Source organism: Methylocystis sp. MJC1 (assembly GCF_026427715.1).
Classification (GTDB): Bacteria; Pseudomonadota; Alphaproteobacteria; order Rhizobiales; family Beijerinckiaceae; genus Methylocystis.
The window spans coordinates 554,424-567,931 of the sequence record NZ_CP107558.1; the positions used below are offsets into that span (position 1 = coordinate 554,424).

General features: G+C 63.1%; 16 protein-coding genes. All 16 read right to left on the reverse strand.

Features of this window, described 5'->3' with window-relative positions:
• Positions 1-5 precede the first annotated feature (5 nt).
• Positions 6-677: a hypothetical protein gene (locus OGR47_RS02715; protein WP_165051560.1), complete on the reverse strand. Its 672-nt coding sequence runs from the start codon at positions 675-677 to the stop codon at positions 6-8.
• Positions 678-679: 2 nt separating this feature from the next.
• On the reverse strand, positions 680-958 hold the full coding sequence (locus OGR47_RS02720) for a hypothetical protein (RefSeq protein ID WP_165051558.1): 279 nt from the start codon (positions 956-958) through the stop codon (positions 680-682).
• 4 nt (positions 959-962) lie between these two features.
• Positions 963-1,388 (reverse strand): hypothetical protein, encoded by a 426-nt coding sequence (locus OGR47_RS02725; RefSeq protein ID WP_165051555.1) that lies wholly within the window; start codon positions 1,386-1,388, stop codon positions 963-965.
• A 1-nt stretch (position 1,389) separates the two neighbouring features.
• Positions 1,390-1,584, reverse strand: a complete 195-nt coding sequence (locus tag OGR47_RS02730) for a hypothetical protein (RefSeq protein WP_165051553.1) — start codon at positions 1,582-1,584, stop codon at positions 1,390-1,392.
• Positions 1,585-1,637: 53 nt separating this feature from the next.
• A complete protein-coding gene (locus OGR47_RS02735) occupies positions 1,638-2,105 on the reverse strand; it encodes a hypothetical protein (RefSeq protein ID WP_165051551.1) in 468 nt (155 codons plus the stop codon).
• A 67-nt stretch (positions 2,106-2,172) separates the two neighbouring features.
• On the reverse strand, positions 2,173-3,573 hold the full coding sequence (locus OGR47_RS02740) for a phage major capsid protein (RefSeq protein WP_165051549.1): 1,401 nt from the start codon (positions 3,571-3,573) through the stop codon (positions 2,173-2,175).
• A gap of 88 nt (positions 3,574-3,661) precedes the next feature.
• Complete coding sequence (locus OGR47_RS02745; protein ID WP_165051547.1) at positions 3,662-5,038, reverse strand: HK97 family phage prohead protease; 1,377 nt, start codon at positions 5,036-5,038, stop codon at positions 3,662-3,664.
• On the reverse strand, positions 5,035-6,327 hold the full coding sequence (locus OGR47_RS02750; protein WP_165051544.1) for a phage portal protein: 1,293 nt from the start codon (positions 6,325-6,327) through the stop codon (positions 5,035-5,037). Before OGR47_RS02750 ends, OGR47_RS02745 begins: the two co-directional genes overlap by 4 nt.
• Before the next feature lie 3 nt (positions 6,328-6,330).
• The gene (locus tag OGR47_RS02755; RefSeq protein WP_165051542.1) at positions 6,331-8,094 is read right to left on the reverse strand and encodes a terminase TerL endonuclease subunit; all 1,764 of its coding nucleotides are present in this window, start codon (positions 8,092-8,094) and stop codon (positions 6,331-6,333) included.
• Positions 8,055-8,498 carry a phage terminase small subunit P27 family gene (locus OGR47_RS02760; protein ID WP_165051540.1) on the reverse strand — a complete coding sequence of 148 codons (444 nt, stop codon included), beginning with the start codon at positions 8,496-8,498 and terminating at the stop codon, positions 8,055-8,057. Before OGR47_RS02760 ends, OGR47_RS02755 begins: the two co-directional genes overlap by 40 nt.
• A 178-nt stretch (positions 8,499-8,676) precedes the next feature.
• A complete protein-coding gene (locus OGR47_RS02765; RefSeq protein ID WP_165051538.1) occupies positions 8,677-8,940 on the reverse strand; it encodes an HNH endonuclease in 264 nt (87 codons plus the stop codon).
• Between the two features lie 72 nt (positions 8,941-9,012).
• On the reverse strand, positions 9,013-9,663 hold the full coding sequence (gene nusG / locus OGR47_RS02770) for a transcription termination/antitermination protein NusG (protein ID WP_165051536.1): 651 nt from the start codon (positions 9,661-9,663) through the stop codon (positions 9,013-9,015).
• Between the two features lie 311 nt (positions 9,664-9,974).
• Positions 9,975-11,594, reverse strand: a complete 1,620-nt coding sequence (locus OGR47_RS02775; RefSeq protein WP_165051533.1) for a DUF5906 domain-containing protein — start codon at positions 11,592-11,594, stop codon at positions 9,975-9,977.
• Positions 11,594-12,820, reverse strand: a complete 1,227-nt coding sequence (locus OGR47_RS02780) for a DNA primase (RefSeq protein WP_165051531.1) — start codon at positions 12,818-12,820, stop codon at positions 11,594-11,596. Before OGR47_RS02780 ends, OGR47_RS02775 begins: the two co-directional genes overlap by 1 nt.
• Positions 12,804-13,133 carry a hypothetical protein gene (locus OGR47_RS02785; protein WP_165051529.1) on the reverse strand — a complete coding sequence of 110 codons (330 nt, stop codon included), beginning with the start codon at positions 13,131-13,133 and terminating at the stop codon, positions 12,804-12,806. The genes OGR47_RS02780 and OGR47_RS02785 overlap by 17 nt, the downstream gene beginning before the upstream one ends.
• The gene (locus OGR47_RS02790; RefSeq protein WP_165051526.1) at positions 13,130-13,462 is read right to left on the reverse strand and encodes a hypothetical protein; all 333 of its coding nucleotides are present in this window, start codon (positions 13,460-13,462) and stop codon (positions 13,130-13,132) included. The genes OGR47_RS02785 and OGR47_RS02790 overlap by 4 nt, the downstream gene beginning before the upstream one ends.
• Positions 13,463-13,508: the final 46 nt, after the last annotated feature.

A 13,508-nucleotide genomic window follows, 5' to 3' on the forward strand; every position in this document is an offset into this window, starting at 1 on the left:
GGCTCCTAAGCGATGACAGGCACGCGATAACGCGCGACAGCGTCGGCGACTTGCACAGGGAGATCGCCGGGGCCGCCGGGGCCTGTTCCCCAGAGATATTGTGCCGAATAGACGCCCTGGACGTTCTCCTCTTTGACGCCGGGATCGCGCATGCGCGAGAAATGACGAAACTTCACGTAGCTGATGCAGGCGTCCTCAAGGTCCGAAGGGACGCTCGCATAGCCAGCTTTGTATTGCACGACGATCTGCCACTCATCCCATGGAATGGGATAGGTGTTGACGTCGTAGCGGGTGAGCTGCGCGAGGTCGTAATTCGCGATGTAATCCGAATTCTCCGCGAGAGCTCTGCTGTTCTCGCTCAACGACGAAATCGAGACGAGCGGCCAACGCGTAAGCTGGATCGGGTCAACGCCGCCCGCCGCGATCCGCATGGGCGGGTCGCGGCGCGGATAGAACTGATCCTGGATCGCCTCGACTGCGAAGACGCGATTGCAAAAATTGGCGATTGCCTTCGACCCGGCGGTGATATAGCGCGCCAGCACCTTGTCGCGGGTCGCGTCGGACGTCTTGAGATCGAGCTCTTCCTTGACCGTCGCGAGCGTTGTCAGATCATGGCTTTTCGCGGCGGTCACGACCGTGGAAACGGTCGTGAACCGCGCGGGCGCGCCGTAATACATCCTTAGGCAGCCGCGGGCGCGGTAAGGGCCGTCGGAGCCAACGCCGTCGTGGCGGCCGCCGGGAGTGTGGCGCTCTGAGATCCGGCGGCATTCGTGCTTTCAAAGAACTGCGCCATCTCTTCGAGGACTGTCTCGTATTTTTTCGTCATGTCCGTCAGATCGGCCTTCGCCTTGGCGAGATCGGCCGAGATGGAATCGTGCGCATCGGCTTTCGCCATCAGATCGGAGAGAAGACTCTGGTGCGCCTCCATTGCGATTCTGAGGCGGGTGATGAGATCCATCGGGTTATCCTTTCAGAGGGGGAATGTCGGGGAGTTGGCGCCCACGGCGGGCGGTTTTTGCTGGAAGCGCTGTAGCGTCCGGCGCCGTCACGAGATCGGCGGCGCGGTCGACCACATTGTCCACTGCGGGTTCGGTTTTATTCGTCGTCTCCGCCGGCAGCAGTGGCTTGACGCCATCGATCGCGACCGCTGCGCCCGCCGCGACAAGCGCATCAGCCTCTGCGCCAGTGACGCGCAGAACCATGCCGGCGCCGAGGAGGGCGCCGATGCGATGGCTGACATCCAGCGCCGGGAAGCCGGGCGGCGGTTCGCGGCGATAATCCATCGTCAGCCGCACGCGCTCGAGTGGCGCAGAAAATGTCGCCGGGTTGATCTCGGCGACAACCTGCTTGCCGTTCGCTGATCCGAGGATAATGACGCTGTTGCTCATGTTAGCGCCGCTTCGTCCGGTAGGTCTGGCGCTCTTCCGCAGCCTGCTGCTGCACGGGCGCCTCAGTCGGAAATGACGGCGGGTTCGGATCGACGTCGCCGGCCTCGACGAGCTGCGCAGCGACAACGTCGGGAACGACGCGCGTGTCGCCGGCGCTATGCGGGCGCATGTCGCGGGTGAAAGTGACAAGCTTCATGTTGCCTCGCAGATTGACCGCGCCGGCGACGCCGGCGCGGCAGGAATTGCCTGTTACGCAGGGGCGCGGTCGCCGCAGGAGAGCGTTGCGACCGTTAACGCCTTCGCTGTGTCGGTGTTCGCCGCCGAAAAAGCGGGCGTGTAATTGAGCCGGACGTAGCGATAAGCGTCGGTCAGATCCTGCGCGTAATTCCACTCGCCGTTGACCGTTCCGCCGCCGCCCGGTCCCGTCGCGACGACGCCGGGCGCGGTCGGGGTCGATAACGTCGACCAGTTCGCTCCGTCCTGCGAATGCTGGACGAGCGGGGACGTGATCGAAAACGTGTTGGCGGCGCCGAGAGTCGCCGACCAGATTAGCGACAGAAGCGCGGAGCCGGCTAGCGCGCCGTTGTTCGGGTCGAGGCGGTCGATCGTCGAGCCTGTGACGGCTGCCGCCGCGCCGGCGGTCTGAGAGACGAAGGCGGAAGCGACGACGTTGCGGACATAGGCCGCGACGTTGCGCAGAAGAACAATCGTGTTCATGTGGGTTTCCCGAGGAGAGGAGGAAGAGTGAGCGCGGCGGCGCGCGCCGCCGCGTCACGGATCACGATCAGCCGATGGCCGGCGCCCAGCGCACGCCCTGAATCACGGCGACGGCCTGATCATGACGGAGCTGGAAGTCGTGCTCCGCGATGGCGCGGATGATCGTCTGGTCGCTTTGGAAGGCGCTGATCGTATTGCCGAGCGAGTCGACATAGGTGCCTTCCTGCGACACGGCGAGCTGCATCTGCATCGAGTCGAGGACGATGGCCTCGCTCATCTCGGCCAAGAAGACGAAGGAGAGGTCCTTGTTCGTCCCTGCCGCATCCCAGTAATTCACCGGGATTTGCGTCGAGGTGAAGAAGGGAGAGTTTAGCCATATCCCCTTGTTCATCTCGTCGCGATAGACGTACACGCCGAGGCTGTTCTGGACGTTATAGAGGTAATTTTTGATCCGCGGATTGAAGAACCACGCGCGCTTGTCAGCCGGCACATTCGCCGCATCGAGACGGTTGATCGCGCCGCCGGCCTCGCTCGCAACGGTCGCGAGAGTATAGGCGGAAGTTGAGGTGATGAAGTTGCCGCCGGTCGAATTGGCCGGATCAGCGCCATTCACGGCCATGACCGAATTCGCGGACTGACTCCAGGCACCCGCCGTGCCGCCATTCTGCGTCACCCATCCATTGGCGAAGGAGAGGAAGCCGCGCGGGCTATCCGCCGTTCCGTCGCCGAGGAGGAAGGCCAGGTCCTCGCGGAGTGCCAGCACCTTCACTAGATCGTCGCGCACGAAGGCGTCGACGGCCGGATCAGCGTAGCGCATCATGTCGTTCGAGACGGGCACAAGAGCTGTCAGCTTCTTGTAGCTCGCGACGATCTGGCGCAGAGACGGCTGCGACGGCGAGATCGTCTTCGTTTCCGAGCCATAGCTCGCGGTCGCCGGAGACGCTTGGCCGGGGAGCGTCATCGTGCCACGTGGCATCGGCATGTTACGCGGGCCGGCGGCGCGAACGACCGCCTTTGCGCGCAGCAGCTCGATGATCTCATTGGCGACGTCCGGCGGGACGATGAAGCCGCCCGCCGAACCGGTCGCGGTGACCAGCGCCTTGGTGACGGGATGGTTTTCGCCGTAGAGATCCTTGGCGGCCGTGCGGGCGTTGTAGATATTGCCGCCGCCGAGTGCGATGGCTTTTGCCACAGCGCCGAAGATGATCGACTTCTCCTTGACGTAGCGGTCAGTCTCGACCGCCGCCGGAACCTTGATCTCTTGGCCCGGGGCCGGCTGAGCGGTCGCGGCGGCAAGGGCCTGAGCGTCCTTCGCGCGCTTGATCTCTCCATCCTTTGCTTCGACCTCTGCTTTCAGTCGGTCATATTCCGGCTGGTCGGCGTCGGAGAAATCCTTCTTCGAGGCGTGGGCCTTGAAAGCGTCATAGGCCTTCTCGCGCTCTGCCTGGAGCTCGTGAATCTTCTTCATTTGTCTTCTCGCGTGATAGGTCGCCTCGGCGCGCGGCGCGGCCGGTCGGCGATCGATGCTTTAGGGGGACGATCGGCGTGTCGCGCGATCAGGCTATGTTCGCGAGCCTCAACAGCTCGATCTCGCGCTCGCGCCATGTCAGCGCTTTCGACGCGCCCGCATCCGTGTCGGATTCGGATTGTTCTTCTTCGCTCTCGTCTTCGGCAGGAGCTTGGGAGATCATCTTGTCGAGCGCCTCATGCGCCGACTTGATCTGTTCCATCGCGCCTTTGATGCACTTCTCATTTTCGTCGGAGAAGCGGCGGCCGGCCTTCGCGCGGAGCGCCGCGGCGCGGAGCAACTTGGCGGCACGCGATGGACCGGCCGCGGCGTAGGATTTCTGCTCTGCCGGCAGAAGGTCGGAGAGGCTGGCGAGCGCTTCGCGCGTTTCCTCTTCGCTCATGGCGATGAAAGCCTCGCCGGCGGAGCGGGCGATCTCGGCGAGGATCTCCGGGAGCGCGCTGTCATCGCCTTCGTAGTCGCGTTCCCATTCGGCGCCGAGCGCGAGGCTCACCAGCTGCTGCACGACATAGGAGAGATTGCCGAGATCATACATGCCCTTGCGGCGTGCGACCACGAACGCCTTGACGCGCCGAGAGAGCCGTGCGGATTTGCCGTCGTCTTTCATCTTCGCCTCGTAATGGTCGATGACCTCACGCGCCTTCTTCGCGACGTCGTCAGGCAAGTCAGCTTGGGGGAGGCGGGACGCGGCGGCGCGAATGCCGCTCGCGACGGCCGTCAAACGCCCGTCGACAACTTTCGCAAAGGGGAGCTCGTAGGAACCCTTCAGGTCTGAGTTGCCCGAGTCGTAGGCAAGAAACCCCTTGCGCGCGAATGCGCTGTCCGGATCGTCGCCGTCTAAATCCGCTTTTTCGAAGATCGACTCGGCCGCTTCCGGGCCGTCCCAATCCGAGTCCTCATCGAGAGGCAGGTTGAGCGAGGCGCCAACCTTCCATTTCTCGGAGTTCGCCTTTTCCAGAGAGCGCGCAATGACGAGCGCCTCTGGATTGGCGGGGACAGAGACGAGGGACAGCTCGAGTAGCGACCAGCTCTTGATGCGATCGCCACCGCCACGGATTGGTTCTGCGTCGGTGGGTTCAAATCCGACCGAGACCGCGTTCAACACGCCCGCCTTTGCGAGAGCGCAATACTCATCCGCTTTCGGACTGGCTCCGGCAGGTGCGAAGTCAATCGTCGCCTCGACGCGGCCGTTTTTGATCTCGACTTGCGCGGTCCCGATCGGGCAATTCGGATCGTGATTGGCGAGAACGACCGGATTGACGCGATATTGCGTGAGGTCGCATCCGTCGGGGACCATCACATCCTTGACGCGGTCCGGCGTCGCCGTGCTGGCGACGACGCGGATTTGACGTGGCCCGAGCGCGTCATCCTTAATCGCCGCGCCGGCGATGAATTTGCGCTTCATTCCTCTCCAGGCTCCTTGTTCCCACTACCCGGCGGACGTCCAGCGCCATCCGGCGCCTTCCCGGTGAGATCGCTGCCGAGCTCGACGGTGTTTGCAGGAACCCTGAGCGTTCCAACTTTCGGCTTCGGCGACATATGCTCGGAAATGCGCCATTCCTCCGGGCTGATCAGGCCAGAATTGGAGGCCAGACGTCCGTTATTGATCCGCGTCGCGACATCGGCGCGCAACAGCGCGGATTCGTCGAAGCTGATTTCCAGACCTTCTTCGTCTAGGTCAAAGGTCCGTTCGAATTTCTGCTCCCAGCGCTCGAGATCGGGCATGATCGTCTCATTGACGTAAGCCTGGTCAGCCTGAGCCTGATTGAGCTTCGAATTCGCGTCAGTCACGCCGACCTTGTGTGGCGGCATGCGAAACCAGCGCGTGACGTCTTCGACCGAGAATTTGCGCTGCGCCAAAAATTCCAGATCTGCAGCGCTGAGCGTCATAGGCTTCCATTCGAGCCCCTCCTCGAGGATCGGAACGGCGCCGGCATTCTGAATGCCAGCAAACATGCTCGACCATTGCGCCTGAAGGCGCTTGGCTGCGGCCTCTGAAAGCTGCTTGGCGATTTGCAGGACGCCGCTCGGGCGCGCGCCGTTCTGCATCCAGCGCGCGGCCTGCTGCTCCTGCGCCATGGCGAGGCCGATCGAGTCACGCGCAAAGCTGAGGCGGCCGGAGCCCGCCGTGACGTTGAACGCCAAGCCGCGCAAATGGAACATATCCTCAGCCGGGATCGCGACAGGCAGATCGCGGAGCGCCGCAATCTGAAACAGGCCGATCCGGTTGGTGTTGTAGTAGATCGACCCGTCCGACGCCTCGAGCACCATGACGGCGTCGGGGTTCACCGGGATAAGTTCTTTTGGCCGGCCGCCACTGTCGCGCAGAATGACTGCATAGGCATTGCCACGCAGCAGGAGGGCGGCCTGCATCTGTTCGACGAATTCGAACCATGTCTGCGCCCGATTGGGCCGCTTGAACAGCTTCGCGACGGGATGATCTTCGACGATGTCGAAACTGCCATCCTTGAGCGGCCGTCGAAGCGTCGGCGCGCAGCGGGCGACGTCTTCGCTGCGGATCGAGACGCAGGCGTAGACGGTCGAAACCGTCATCGCCGTCGCCTGGCTGATCAGGACGCCGGCGGCGGAAGGGATCGCCCCGAGAGTCGGAAGAAAGCCCTGAGCCGGAATGCCGCCGCCGATCGATTTTGTGACGGCTGGCGGCGCCGGGGATTTACGCGAGAACGGCCACATGGATCAGCCGCCGATCCTGAGAACGCGCATTTCCTGTTCTTCGTAGATCGACGGTTGGCGGGCCGCGGAGGGCTCTGGATTCATGCTCATCAGCGCAGCCGCGTCGAAAAGCGCCATGAGCGGATCGATTTTCGCCGTGCCGCTCGCCGCCTTGGTGATGAGAGCGGCGTTTCCCTTGAGTTCGACTTTGGCGTTGGACACGGCCCAGGCAAGGAGGCCGGAGCCGGTATGCCAGAAGCTAGCGTCAGCGAGCTTGCGCTCAAGCGTCTTCATCGGGCCCATCAGCTTATAGCCCTGCGAGACCCCGCAGATTTGGTCATCATCGATCCCGGCTTCCGCCAGGGCGTCGACGATCGCGCCGACCCCGGCCGGGTCGAGGCCGATCGCCGCCTTGTCCGGCAGCAAACCAGCATCCGCGAGACGCCGCACAATGGCGACCAGGCCTTTGACATCCTCGCCGAGCGTTTCGACGATGGTGAGGTCGCCCTCGGTCTCGAAAGTCGTCAGCTCTTGCGAGATGCTCTTGCGCCGTGCGAGCGCCGCGCGAAATGCGAAGGCGTGTCCCCAGGCGAGCCATTCGCGCGTCTCGCGATCGCGGCCGATCACGCCGAGACCGAGAAGATCGTCGAGGCCGCCGCCATCGATGCCGACGACGGCGACGTCGCAGCGCTCGATCAGCGTTTCGAGCGTAAGACCGGGGAGGCCGGCGTCGGCCCAATGATCCGCGCCCACCCAGCGGTCCGAGCGCAGGCCAAGACCGACCTCAATATTCAGATGCTGCGAGGCCCAGCCGATAAGTTCGGCTTCGCCGTCCTGTTTCGCGGTCTGGTAAAGCGCGTAGAGGCGCGGGATTGTGATGGAGCGGCCGAGATTTGGGGTCACCATGGGCCAGAGCGCCGGGTCCTCCCATGGATAAGCGCCGTCGGCGTTCTTCTTGGCGCGCCCGATTTCCTCGGGGAACTCGTAGAGCACTGCAAGTAGAGCATCAGCGCGGCGACCGTCGCGGACATCGCGAGCGCGGGTGAGCTCGCGCTTGAAGACGCCCGCGGGAGGCCGCTCCGATTGCGTAGTGATGAAGGCCAAAAAAGCCTCGGGCTGAGAGATCATGCCGCTGCGCAACTGCCTGATGACGCGATCGGCTTCCGGCGCCGTTCCAATGAGGTGCACTTCGTCGATCAACGCGCCGACCGGCTTCGTGCCGGTGAGGACGTTTGGGTCGAAAGATTTGATCTGCAGAAAGCCGCCGGTTTTCGAGTCCGTGATCTTCTTGATGTGGTTTTGCACATGAAAGCGGCCGGAAAGATAAGGGTCGAGGGCGATGGCGCCGAGAGCCTGATTGAATGATAGCTCGGCGATAAGCTTGGTCGGCGCGACGAAGAGAAACGCGGCATTCGGGCGCTCGTTGAGGATGAGCGCGGCGAGCATCAGCAAGGCGCCGCCGGTCGTCTTGCTGTTCTTCTTGGGCACTAGAGCAAACAGCTCCGGAACCATCCGATGGAGAGTTTGTGGCGAGACCGAACCGAGCAGCGCCGCGGCGATCTCACGGAACCATTGACCGGACGCCGACTCCATCGTCGGATTGTCCTTGACGTCCGCGAGCCGCAAACGATTGAATACAGCGACAGCGCGATCCGCCTGGTCGCGGAAGATCGGCAGGTCCGGGATCAGGGAGCGACCCTCCCGGATGCGCTCGCGCCAATCCGGAACGGCGAAATTCCATGCAGCGGTCAATGCGGTCTGTTCGACGCGCCGAGCAGGCGCTCCCATTCGCTTTTCGCGTCGATCGCAGTTTCCGCCGCGTCGTCATCACCGGCAAGCGGCAGGTCTGCCTGACCGGGCGGTGGCGGCGCTTTCGTCGCGAGCAACGCTTGCGTGATAGCGAAGCGATAGCGAGGATTGAGGCCGAGCCTGTCTTCGAGAGAGGCGAGGCACGCCTCGATATCTTTGCGCATCCGAAACTCCGGCCGGGGCCGGACCAGCTCCTCGACATGCTCCGAAGACGTCTTGTAGCTGTGACCCTCCTTTTCGAGAGTGTCGGTCAGCGAAATCCACTCGGCCATGTATTGGACGTAACGCCCCAGCGCGTTGTAATCGGTCGACTGCAGAAAGCGGATCGAAGCCAGCTCCTCGTGCAACTTCACCCAAAGCGCGCGGGCCACACGATTGACCAACCACTTTGGCGCGCTGCCGCGAGTGCTTTTAGGTTTCCGGGCCATCAGACCATGTGAAAAAAAGTTTTCAGACTTTCAGCGGTCAAAAATCTGCGCGTGAGGGGCAGTCCGATTTCTAGTCGGCACGCCGGGCGCGGATTTAACCCCCACCCCCAACCGACCAACAATCATTGGTGGGTTACCGGGCGCGCCTTGCTGCCTTGGCTTTCGCCGTCTTCCGATTGCTGCATGGGGCGCAAAGGGTCTGGCCGTTGTTTGGGTCGAGCCGCGCGCCGCCGTCCTCGATCTCGACGACATGGTCAGCGATCAGTCGGACGCCGTGCCCATGCGCGCCACACTCGACGCATCGATGGCCATCCCGCTGCTTCACCTCCGCGGCCCAAGCCTTATGGGCGGCAGACTGGTAATGCGCGGCGTTCGCTCCGCCGTCTGACGGGAGCATCCTGACGCGCGACGTAGGCGCCGCCTTGATACGCGGTTTGAGGAGCTTGAGGGCCAAGGGCAAGCTTCGCACTTACGCCCGCTTGCGCTGGCGTAGTTTGACGTCGGGCTCGATCGGACGCTTTCGGCATTGCACCACGAGCGCGACGTGGCCGGCTTCAACAAACAAGGGCGCCGACCCGCCGAATTTAGACGTATCGAGTATCAAGCTGCGACGGTTGTCAACCCTCTCGACAACGCCCTTCCATCCGATCGCAGGCCCTTGCGTCACTTCGACAGTGTCGCCAACAGCTATTTGCATAGCCATGACGGCGGTCCCGAACGAGTCGGATTTCTTGTAGAACTCAATCATTTCGGCCGACACGACAACCGGCCTTTCGCCATCCTTGCAGCGCACGACGCCTGCCGCCAAAGGCATGTGGAAAATTTTCTCACAGAGCCCCTTCGTCATCGCCACGCGGAGGAAGATCAGCGGCCCGAAGCGCGAAACTTTGCGAACCGAAGCAGCGCGCCTCATCACGCCGCCCGCCATGATGCGTCGAGTTGTTCGCACGACCTCCACCAAGTGGAGCACTTCTGCGCTTCCCATGAAGGCCGCTTCCAGCGCGATCGAAAGTTCGAACTCCTTCCCCTCGATTGCTTCAACCACATACCAAGCCGGCTCCTGTTCGGCTTGTTCCCAAAACTTCCGATTGACGTCGTTTGCCCGCGCCGTTTGCGCCATCGCCGCTCGCCCTTCCATTTCATCGCCGAACGCCATCCACGCCACACCGACTAAAGTGTCCCACCTGTCCCACCTTGATCAAACAAAAAATAAAGGTGGGACACGCATAACCGTATGATCTCACGCCGTTTGTCCCACCTGTCCCACCTGTCCCACCTATTTTGCCATTCCGACCGCGCCGGCCCTTTTGTCCGAACCGCCGAAAAAGGTGGGACAGGTGGGACAGGTGGGACGACGCCCCTGAATTCAGTTGCTTACAGTGTCCCACCTCTATGCTGCACATGCGAGAAGGTGGGACAGGTGGGACACTTTCAACTCGCGTCTAGCTCCGCTTCTTCGTCGGGCACGGCTTCGCCCCAAGGAAACGCCTGCTTCAGCGCCGCATCGAAACTGCGCTTGCATTGCCCAAGCGAGGGGAAACGCAGGCACCAAACGCGCCGCGTGACCTGGACGGTCTTCAGTGTCTCTTCGTCCCAGACCTCGACTTCTTCGACGGAGCGCACGCGCTCGACACCCGGCACTAAGCGGCGCAGCGCAATCCCGAACTCAGTCTCGCTCGCCTTGCGCCGAACGCCGATCCTCTCATTTGTGCGGAGGTAATCGTTGAAGAGCGTCGCGGCCGGCACTTTCTCGCGCCAGGCGCCCGCACGATGCGTCTGCGCGCCGTCTTCGAGGCGCTGAAGCCACCAGGCCGCAATCGGATCGAGCGACCGAATTTTCTGCTCCAGTAGCGCAGCGGTTTTCGGAATCACGCGGAGGTTAGGCGCGTCCGGCGCGTCGAGATCGACCTCCAGCAAATCCGCCAACAGCGCCTCTCTCCCGCCATCGTTCAGCTCGGCGTAAAGCTTTGCGAAGCGGCCGTGATCTTCCTTCCAATGCTCCGCCACGTCGAAACAGGCGAAGCGGCGTTCATCCATGCCGGCCGGCACAACCCAGCTTTCATTGGACGAGAAGAGCAGCCGCACATAATTGTCGAGGCGTATCGGATCGACGCCCTTGGCTTCGATCATCTGCTTGGGCGCAGTGACGAGCCCCTTCAGCCGGCCTTCCGCCGCCTTGTCGCCGGCCCAAATGCCCTCATCCACCTGCAGAAGGATGCAAGAGCCCATATGGGCGTTGAACTGGCCGACAAGGTAACGCGGATCGTCGACGAGGAAATAATGCGAAGCGAAGAGCGAGCCGATGACGTCGCCGACGACCGTCTTGCCCGTGCCCATCTTGCCGCGCAGCACGATCGCCGTGCCGATGCGCTCGCGCGGCCTCTGGACGAGATGCGCGAACCAGTGCCAAACCCAGCGATAGATTCGATAGTCGCTATCGCAGATGTTCGCCTTCACGTGATCCTGAAAGGTGAAATATTTCTTCCAGCGCTCCTTGGCGGGCGTTTGCCTGTCCGGCGAGACAGAGAAACCTCGCCACAAATTGAAATAGCCCTTCGTCCCCGGCGCGTTGTTGGGATCGGGAAAGAACTCGATGCCGTCATAGGTGCGCCGCCGCGCGTGCTTGAGCCAATAGGGCGCGACGGACACATAGCGGCGGACGGTCTGGTAAGAGCCGTCTTCCTGCCGCTCGCGCTTGAGCACGGGACGAAACTGGTTCTGGAAATAGGCCTTGAAGGCGTCGACCGAGAGAACGCGGGTGCGATCCTCGATCGGCGCGTCGGGCATTTCGCGTATGACAACGGCGCGCGAGCCCATCAGGACGAAGCACCACTCGCAGTTGAACTCGTCTATGAAATCGCGCGGCCCATCATCCCCATCTTCCGGCGGCGGCGCGTCATTCTCCGGCGGCTCAGCGTCGCCGCCATTCTGCGCCTGAGCATCGCCAGGCGCAGCGGCCGCATTGCCCGACGCCAACGCCGCCTTGCGCGCGCCTGGGAAGGCCAGGATTTCGGCGCCCTCGACAACCTGGACGATGTCATCTTTTCCCATCACGCCGCCTCGCCCTCTAACGCGCGCATGCGCATATCGTTGAAATCCGCGCCCTCCTTGCTCATCGCGAGCTTGATGGTGAGAGAGGGATATTCACGCGAAAATCGCTTCGCCCCGCGAAGCAGCGCGAGCCGCGTCGTGAAAGGATCGCTGTCGCCGTCGCCGAGCAGGATCAGCTCTTCGACGGAAGGCGGCACATAGATCACGCGCCAATCGTCCTGCGGCGCGACAAGCGTGTCGTCGCGCACCAACACCGCGCGCGTGCGGCCGCGCGCGTCGACGAAGGTTTTCGTAGGGTGCTTGATGCGGCCCTTGGCCTTGCCGCCGAGATTGTCGAGATCGACGCTCGTCCGAAACTCCGCCCCCTCGACGAGCGGCGAGCCCGCTTCGATCAAAGACCAATAGACGGAGAGAACCGTCTCTATGCCCTCGCCGAGAAACCAGCGCCTCGGTTCGTCGCCGCCGGAGACCATGCGGATCGAACCGCCCTTGAGCGAGCCGCGCACCTTCTTCGCCGGCAGCATCATGCCGGTTTCCGGATCGACCGTTTCCGCCTTGCCCCTGGGCGCGTCGAGATCGATCCAGGTGACATGCACGCCCGTAAAGCGCCCGTCGACGCCTTCGATCGCCGAAATCATCGCCGGGCCCTTGCGGGCGATACAGCGCTTCGTTTCGTTCCAAAGCTCCATTTCCGGCGCGAAGCGCAGGCGTGACGAAGGGTGAGGGCGAATCCGCCGCTTTTCGAGATAGGCCTCGACGGGCGTGCCGGAGAGCTGGAGAGATCGCCGCCAAAATCCCCAGGCGCGGCGACGCTCGGCTTCGCGAAAAACATTGCGTTCATGCGCGCGCCGCTCTTCCTCGGCGATACGCTCTTCCTCGCGCCTGGCGAGCTGCGCCTCGCGCTCGCGCCGCTCTTCAAACGTTTCGCTGGCCTCGCGCCCCGGCGGCGGCCGCCCTGTCACGGCCTCGCACGCGCCGACGAAATCGAGCCCGTCGATATGTTGCGCAAGTGCAATCGCGTCGCCAGAAAAGCCCGACACGCGGCAGTTCCACACATTCTTGCGCGTGTTCACGGAGAAGCGATCCTGCCCGCCGCATCCGGGGCAAGGTTGCCCCGCATCACCCGGTCTGATTTTGATCCCGCGCAGCGTGCAATAGCTCGCGACGCTCACGCGACGCGCTTCTTCGATCCAGTCTCGCCAAGCGAGATCATGTGCGATGGTCATGCAGACTCGCTTTCTTGGCTTGCGCGCACGCCGCGCCATAGCTGGGCTCGACGCCGCGCTTTTTCGCGTTGCTGAGCAATTGATCGATCAAATTCCCACTGGAGAGATCGAGCGCGTCGGCGCATTGAATCGCCGTCAGCCCCAGTCGGCGCAGCGCCACGGCGACGCGCTGCTTCTCGGTCAGGCCGTCGAATTCCGCGTCGCTCAATTGCTCGGCGATAATCGTCGCGATGGCGGCGCGATCGAGCGGCCCGCGCTGGAGCCGACGCCGCACTTCGTCGAGCGGCAAGACCTTGCGTGCGATATCGTTCATTGTCGCTCCCCATCGATCGCATCGAGGACATGGCCGGCGAGCCCTTGCGGGCGGCCTTCGCCGTCGCGCGAGATCGCGCTCGCCAGTTGCGCGGCTGCTGCCCCATGCTGCAGGGCGAGCGAAAGCAACAGCCCCGTGTCGCGCGCCAAATGGTCGAACAGCGTCGTTGTCTTGACGGCGCTGATGAAAACTTCCGCCAGCCGGCCATTGTCGAAGCGGCCATAGGTGACGCGGAAACTTTGGCCTTCGAAAAAGGTCTCAAAGCTCTCGCCCGCGCGGCGGCAGGGGAGGGGCTCGCGACGCCCTTGCGCGTGAATCTCGTCAGCCAAGATGCCTCCGATGTTCTCCGCATGCCCAGATGATGCTTTCCGGCCG

Bases quoted from the DNA above. Each gene is read 5' to 3' on its own strand.
- nusG (WP_165051536.1), bottom strand. From the start codon at position 9,663: ATGGCGCAAACGGCGCGGGCAAACGACGTCAATCGGAAGTTTTGGGAA.
- OGR47_RS02750 (WP_165051544.1), bottom strand. From the start codon at position 6,327: ATGTGGCCGTTCTCGCGTAAATCCCCGGCGCCGCCAGCCGTCACAAAA.
- OGR47_RS02740 (WP_165051549.1), bottom strand. From the start codon at position 3,573: ATGAAGAAGATTCACGAGCTCCAGGCAGAGCGCGAGAAGGCCTATGAC.
- OGR47_RS02745 (WP_165051547.1), bottom strand. From the start codon at position 5,038: ATGAAGCGCAAATTCATCGCCGGCGCGGCGATTAAGGATGACGCGCTC.
- OGR47_RS02755 (WP_165051542.1), bottom strand. From the start codon at position 8,094: ATGGGAGCGCCTGCTCGGCGCGTCGAACAGACCGCATTGACCGCTGCA.
- OGR47_RS02725 (WP_165051555.1), bottom strand. From the start codon at position 1,388: ATGAGCAACAGCGTCATTATCCTCGGATCAGCGAACGGCAAGCAGGTT.
- OGR47_RS02730 (WP_165051553.1), bottom strand. From the start codon at position 1,584: ATGAAGCTTGTCACTTTCACCCGCGACATGCGCCCGCATAGCGCCGGC.
- OGR47_RS02785 (WP_165051529.1), bottom strand. From the start codon at position 13,133: ATGAACGATATCGCACGCAAGGTCTTGCCGCTCGACGAAGTGCGGCGT.
- OGR47_RS02735 (WP_165051551.1), bottom strand. From the start codon at position 2,105: ATGAACACGATTGTTCTTCTGCGCAACGTCGCGGCCTATGTCCGCAAC.
- OGR47_RS02775 (WP_165051533.1), bottom strand. From the start codon at position 11,594: ATGGGAAAAGATGACATCGTCCAGGTTGTCGAGGGCGCCGAAATCCTG.
- OGR47_RS02765 (WP_165051538.1), bottom strand. From the start codon at position 8,940: ATGCTCCCGTCAGACGGCGGAGCGAACGCCGCGCATTACCAGTCTGCC.
- OGR47_RS02780 (WP_165051531.1), bottom strand. From the start codon at position 12,820: ATGACCATCGCACATGATCTCGCTTGGCGAGACTGGATCGAAGAAGCG.
- OGR47_RS02720 (WP_165051558.1), bottom strand. From the start codon at position 958: ATGGATCTCATCACCCGCCTCAGAATCGCAATGGAGGCGCACCAGAGT.
- OGR47_RS02715 (WP_165051560.1), bottom strand. From the start codon at position 677: ATGTATTACGGCGCGCCCGCGCGGTTCACGACCGTTTCCACGGTCGTG.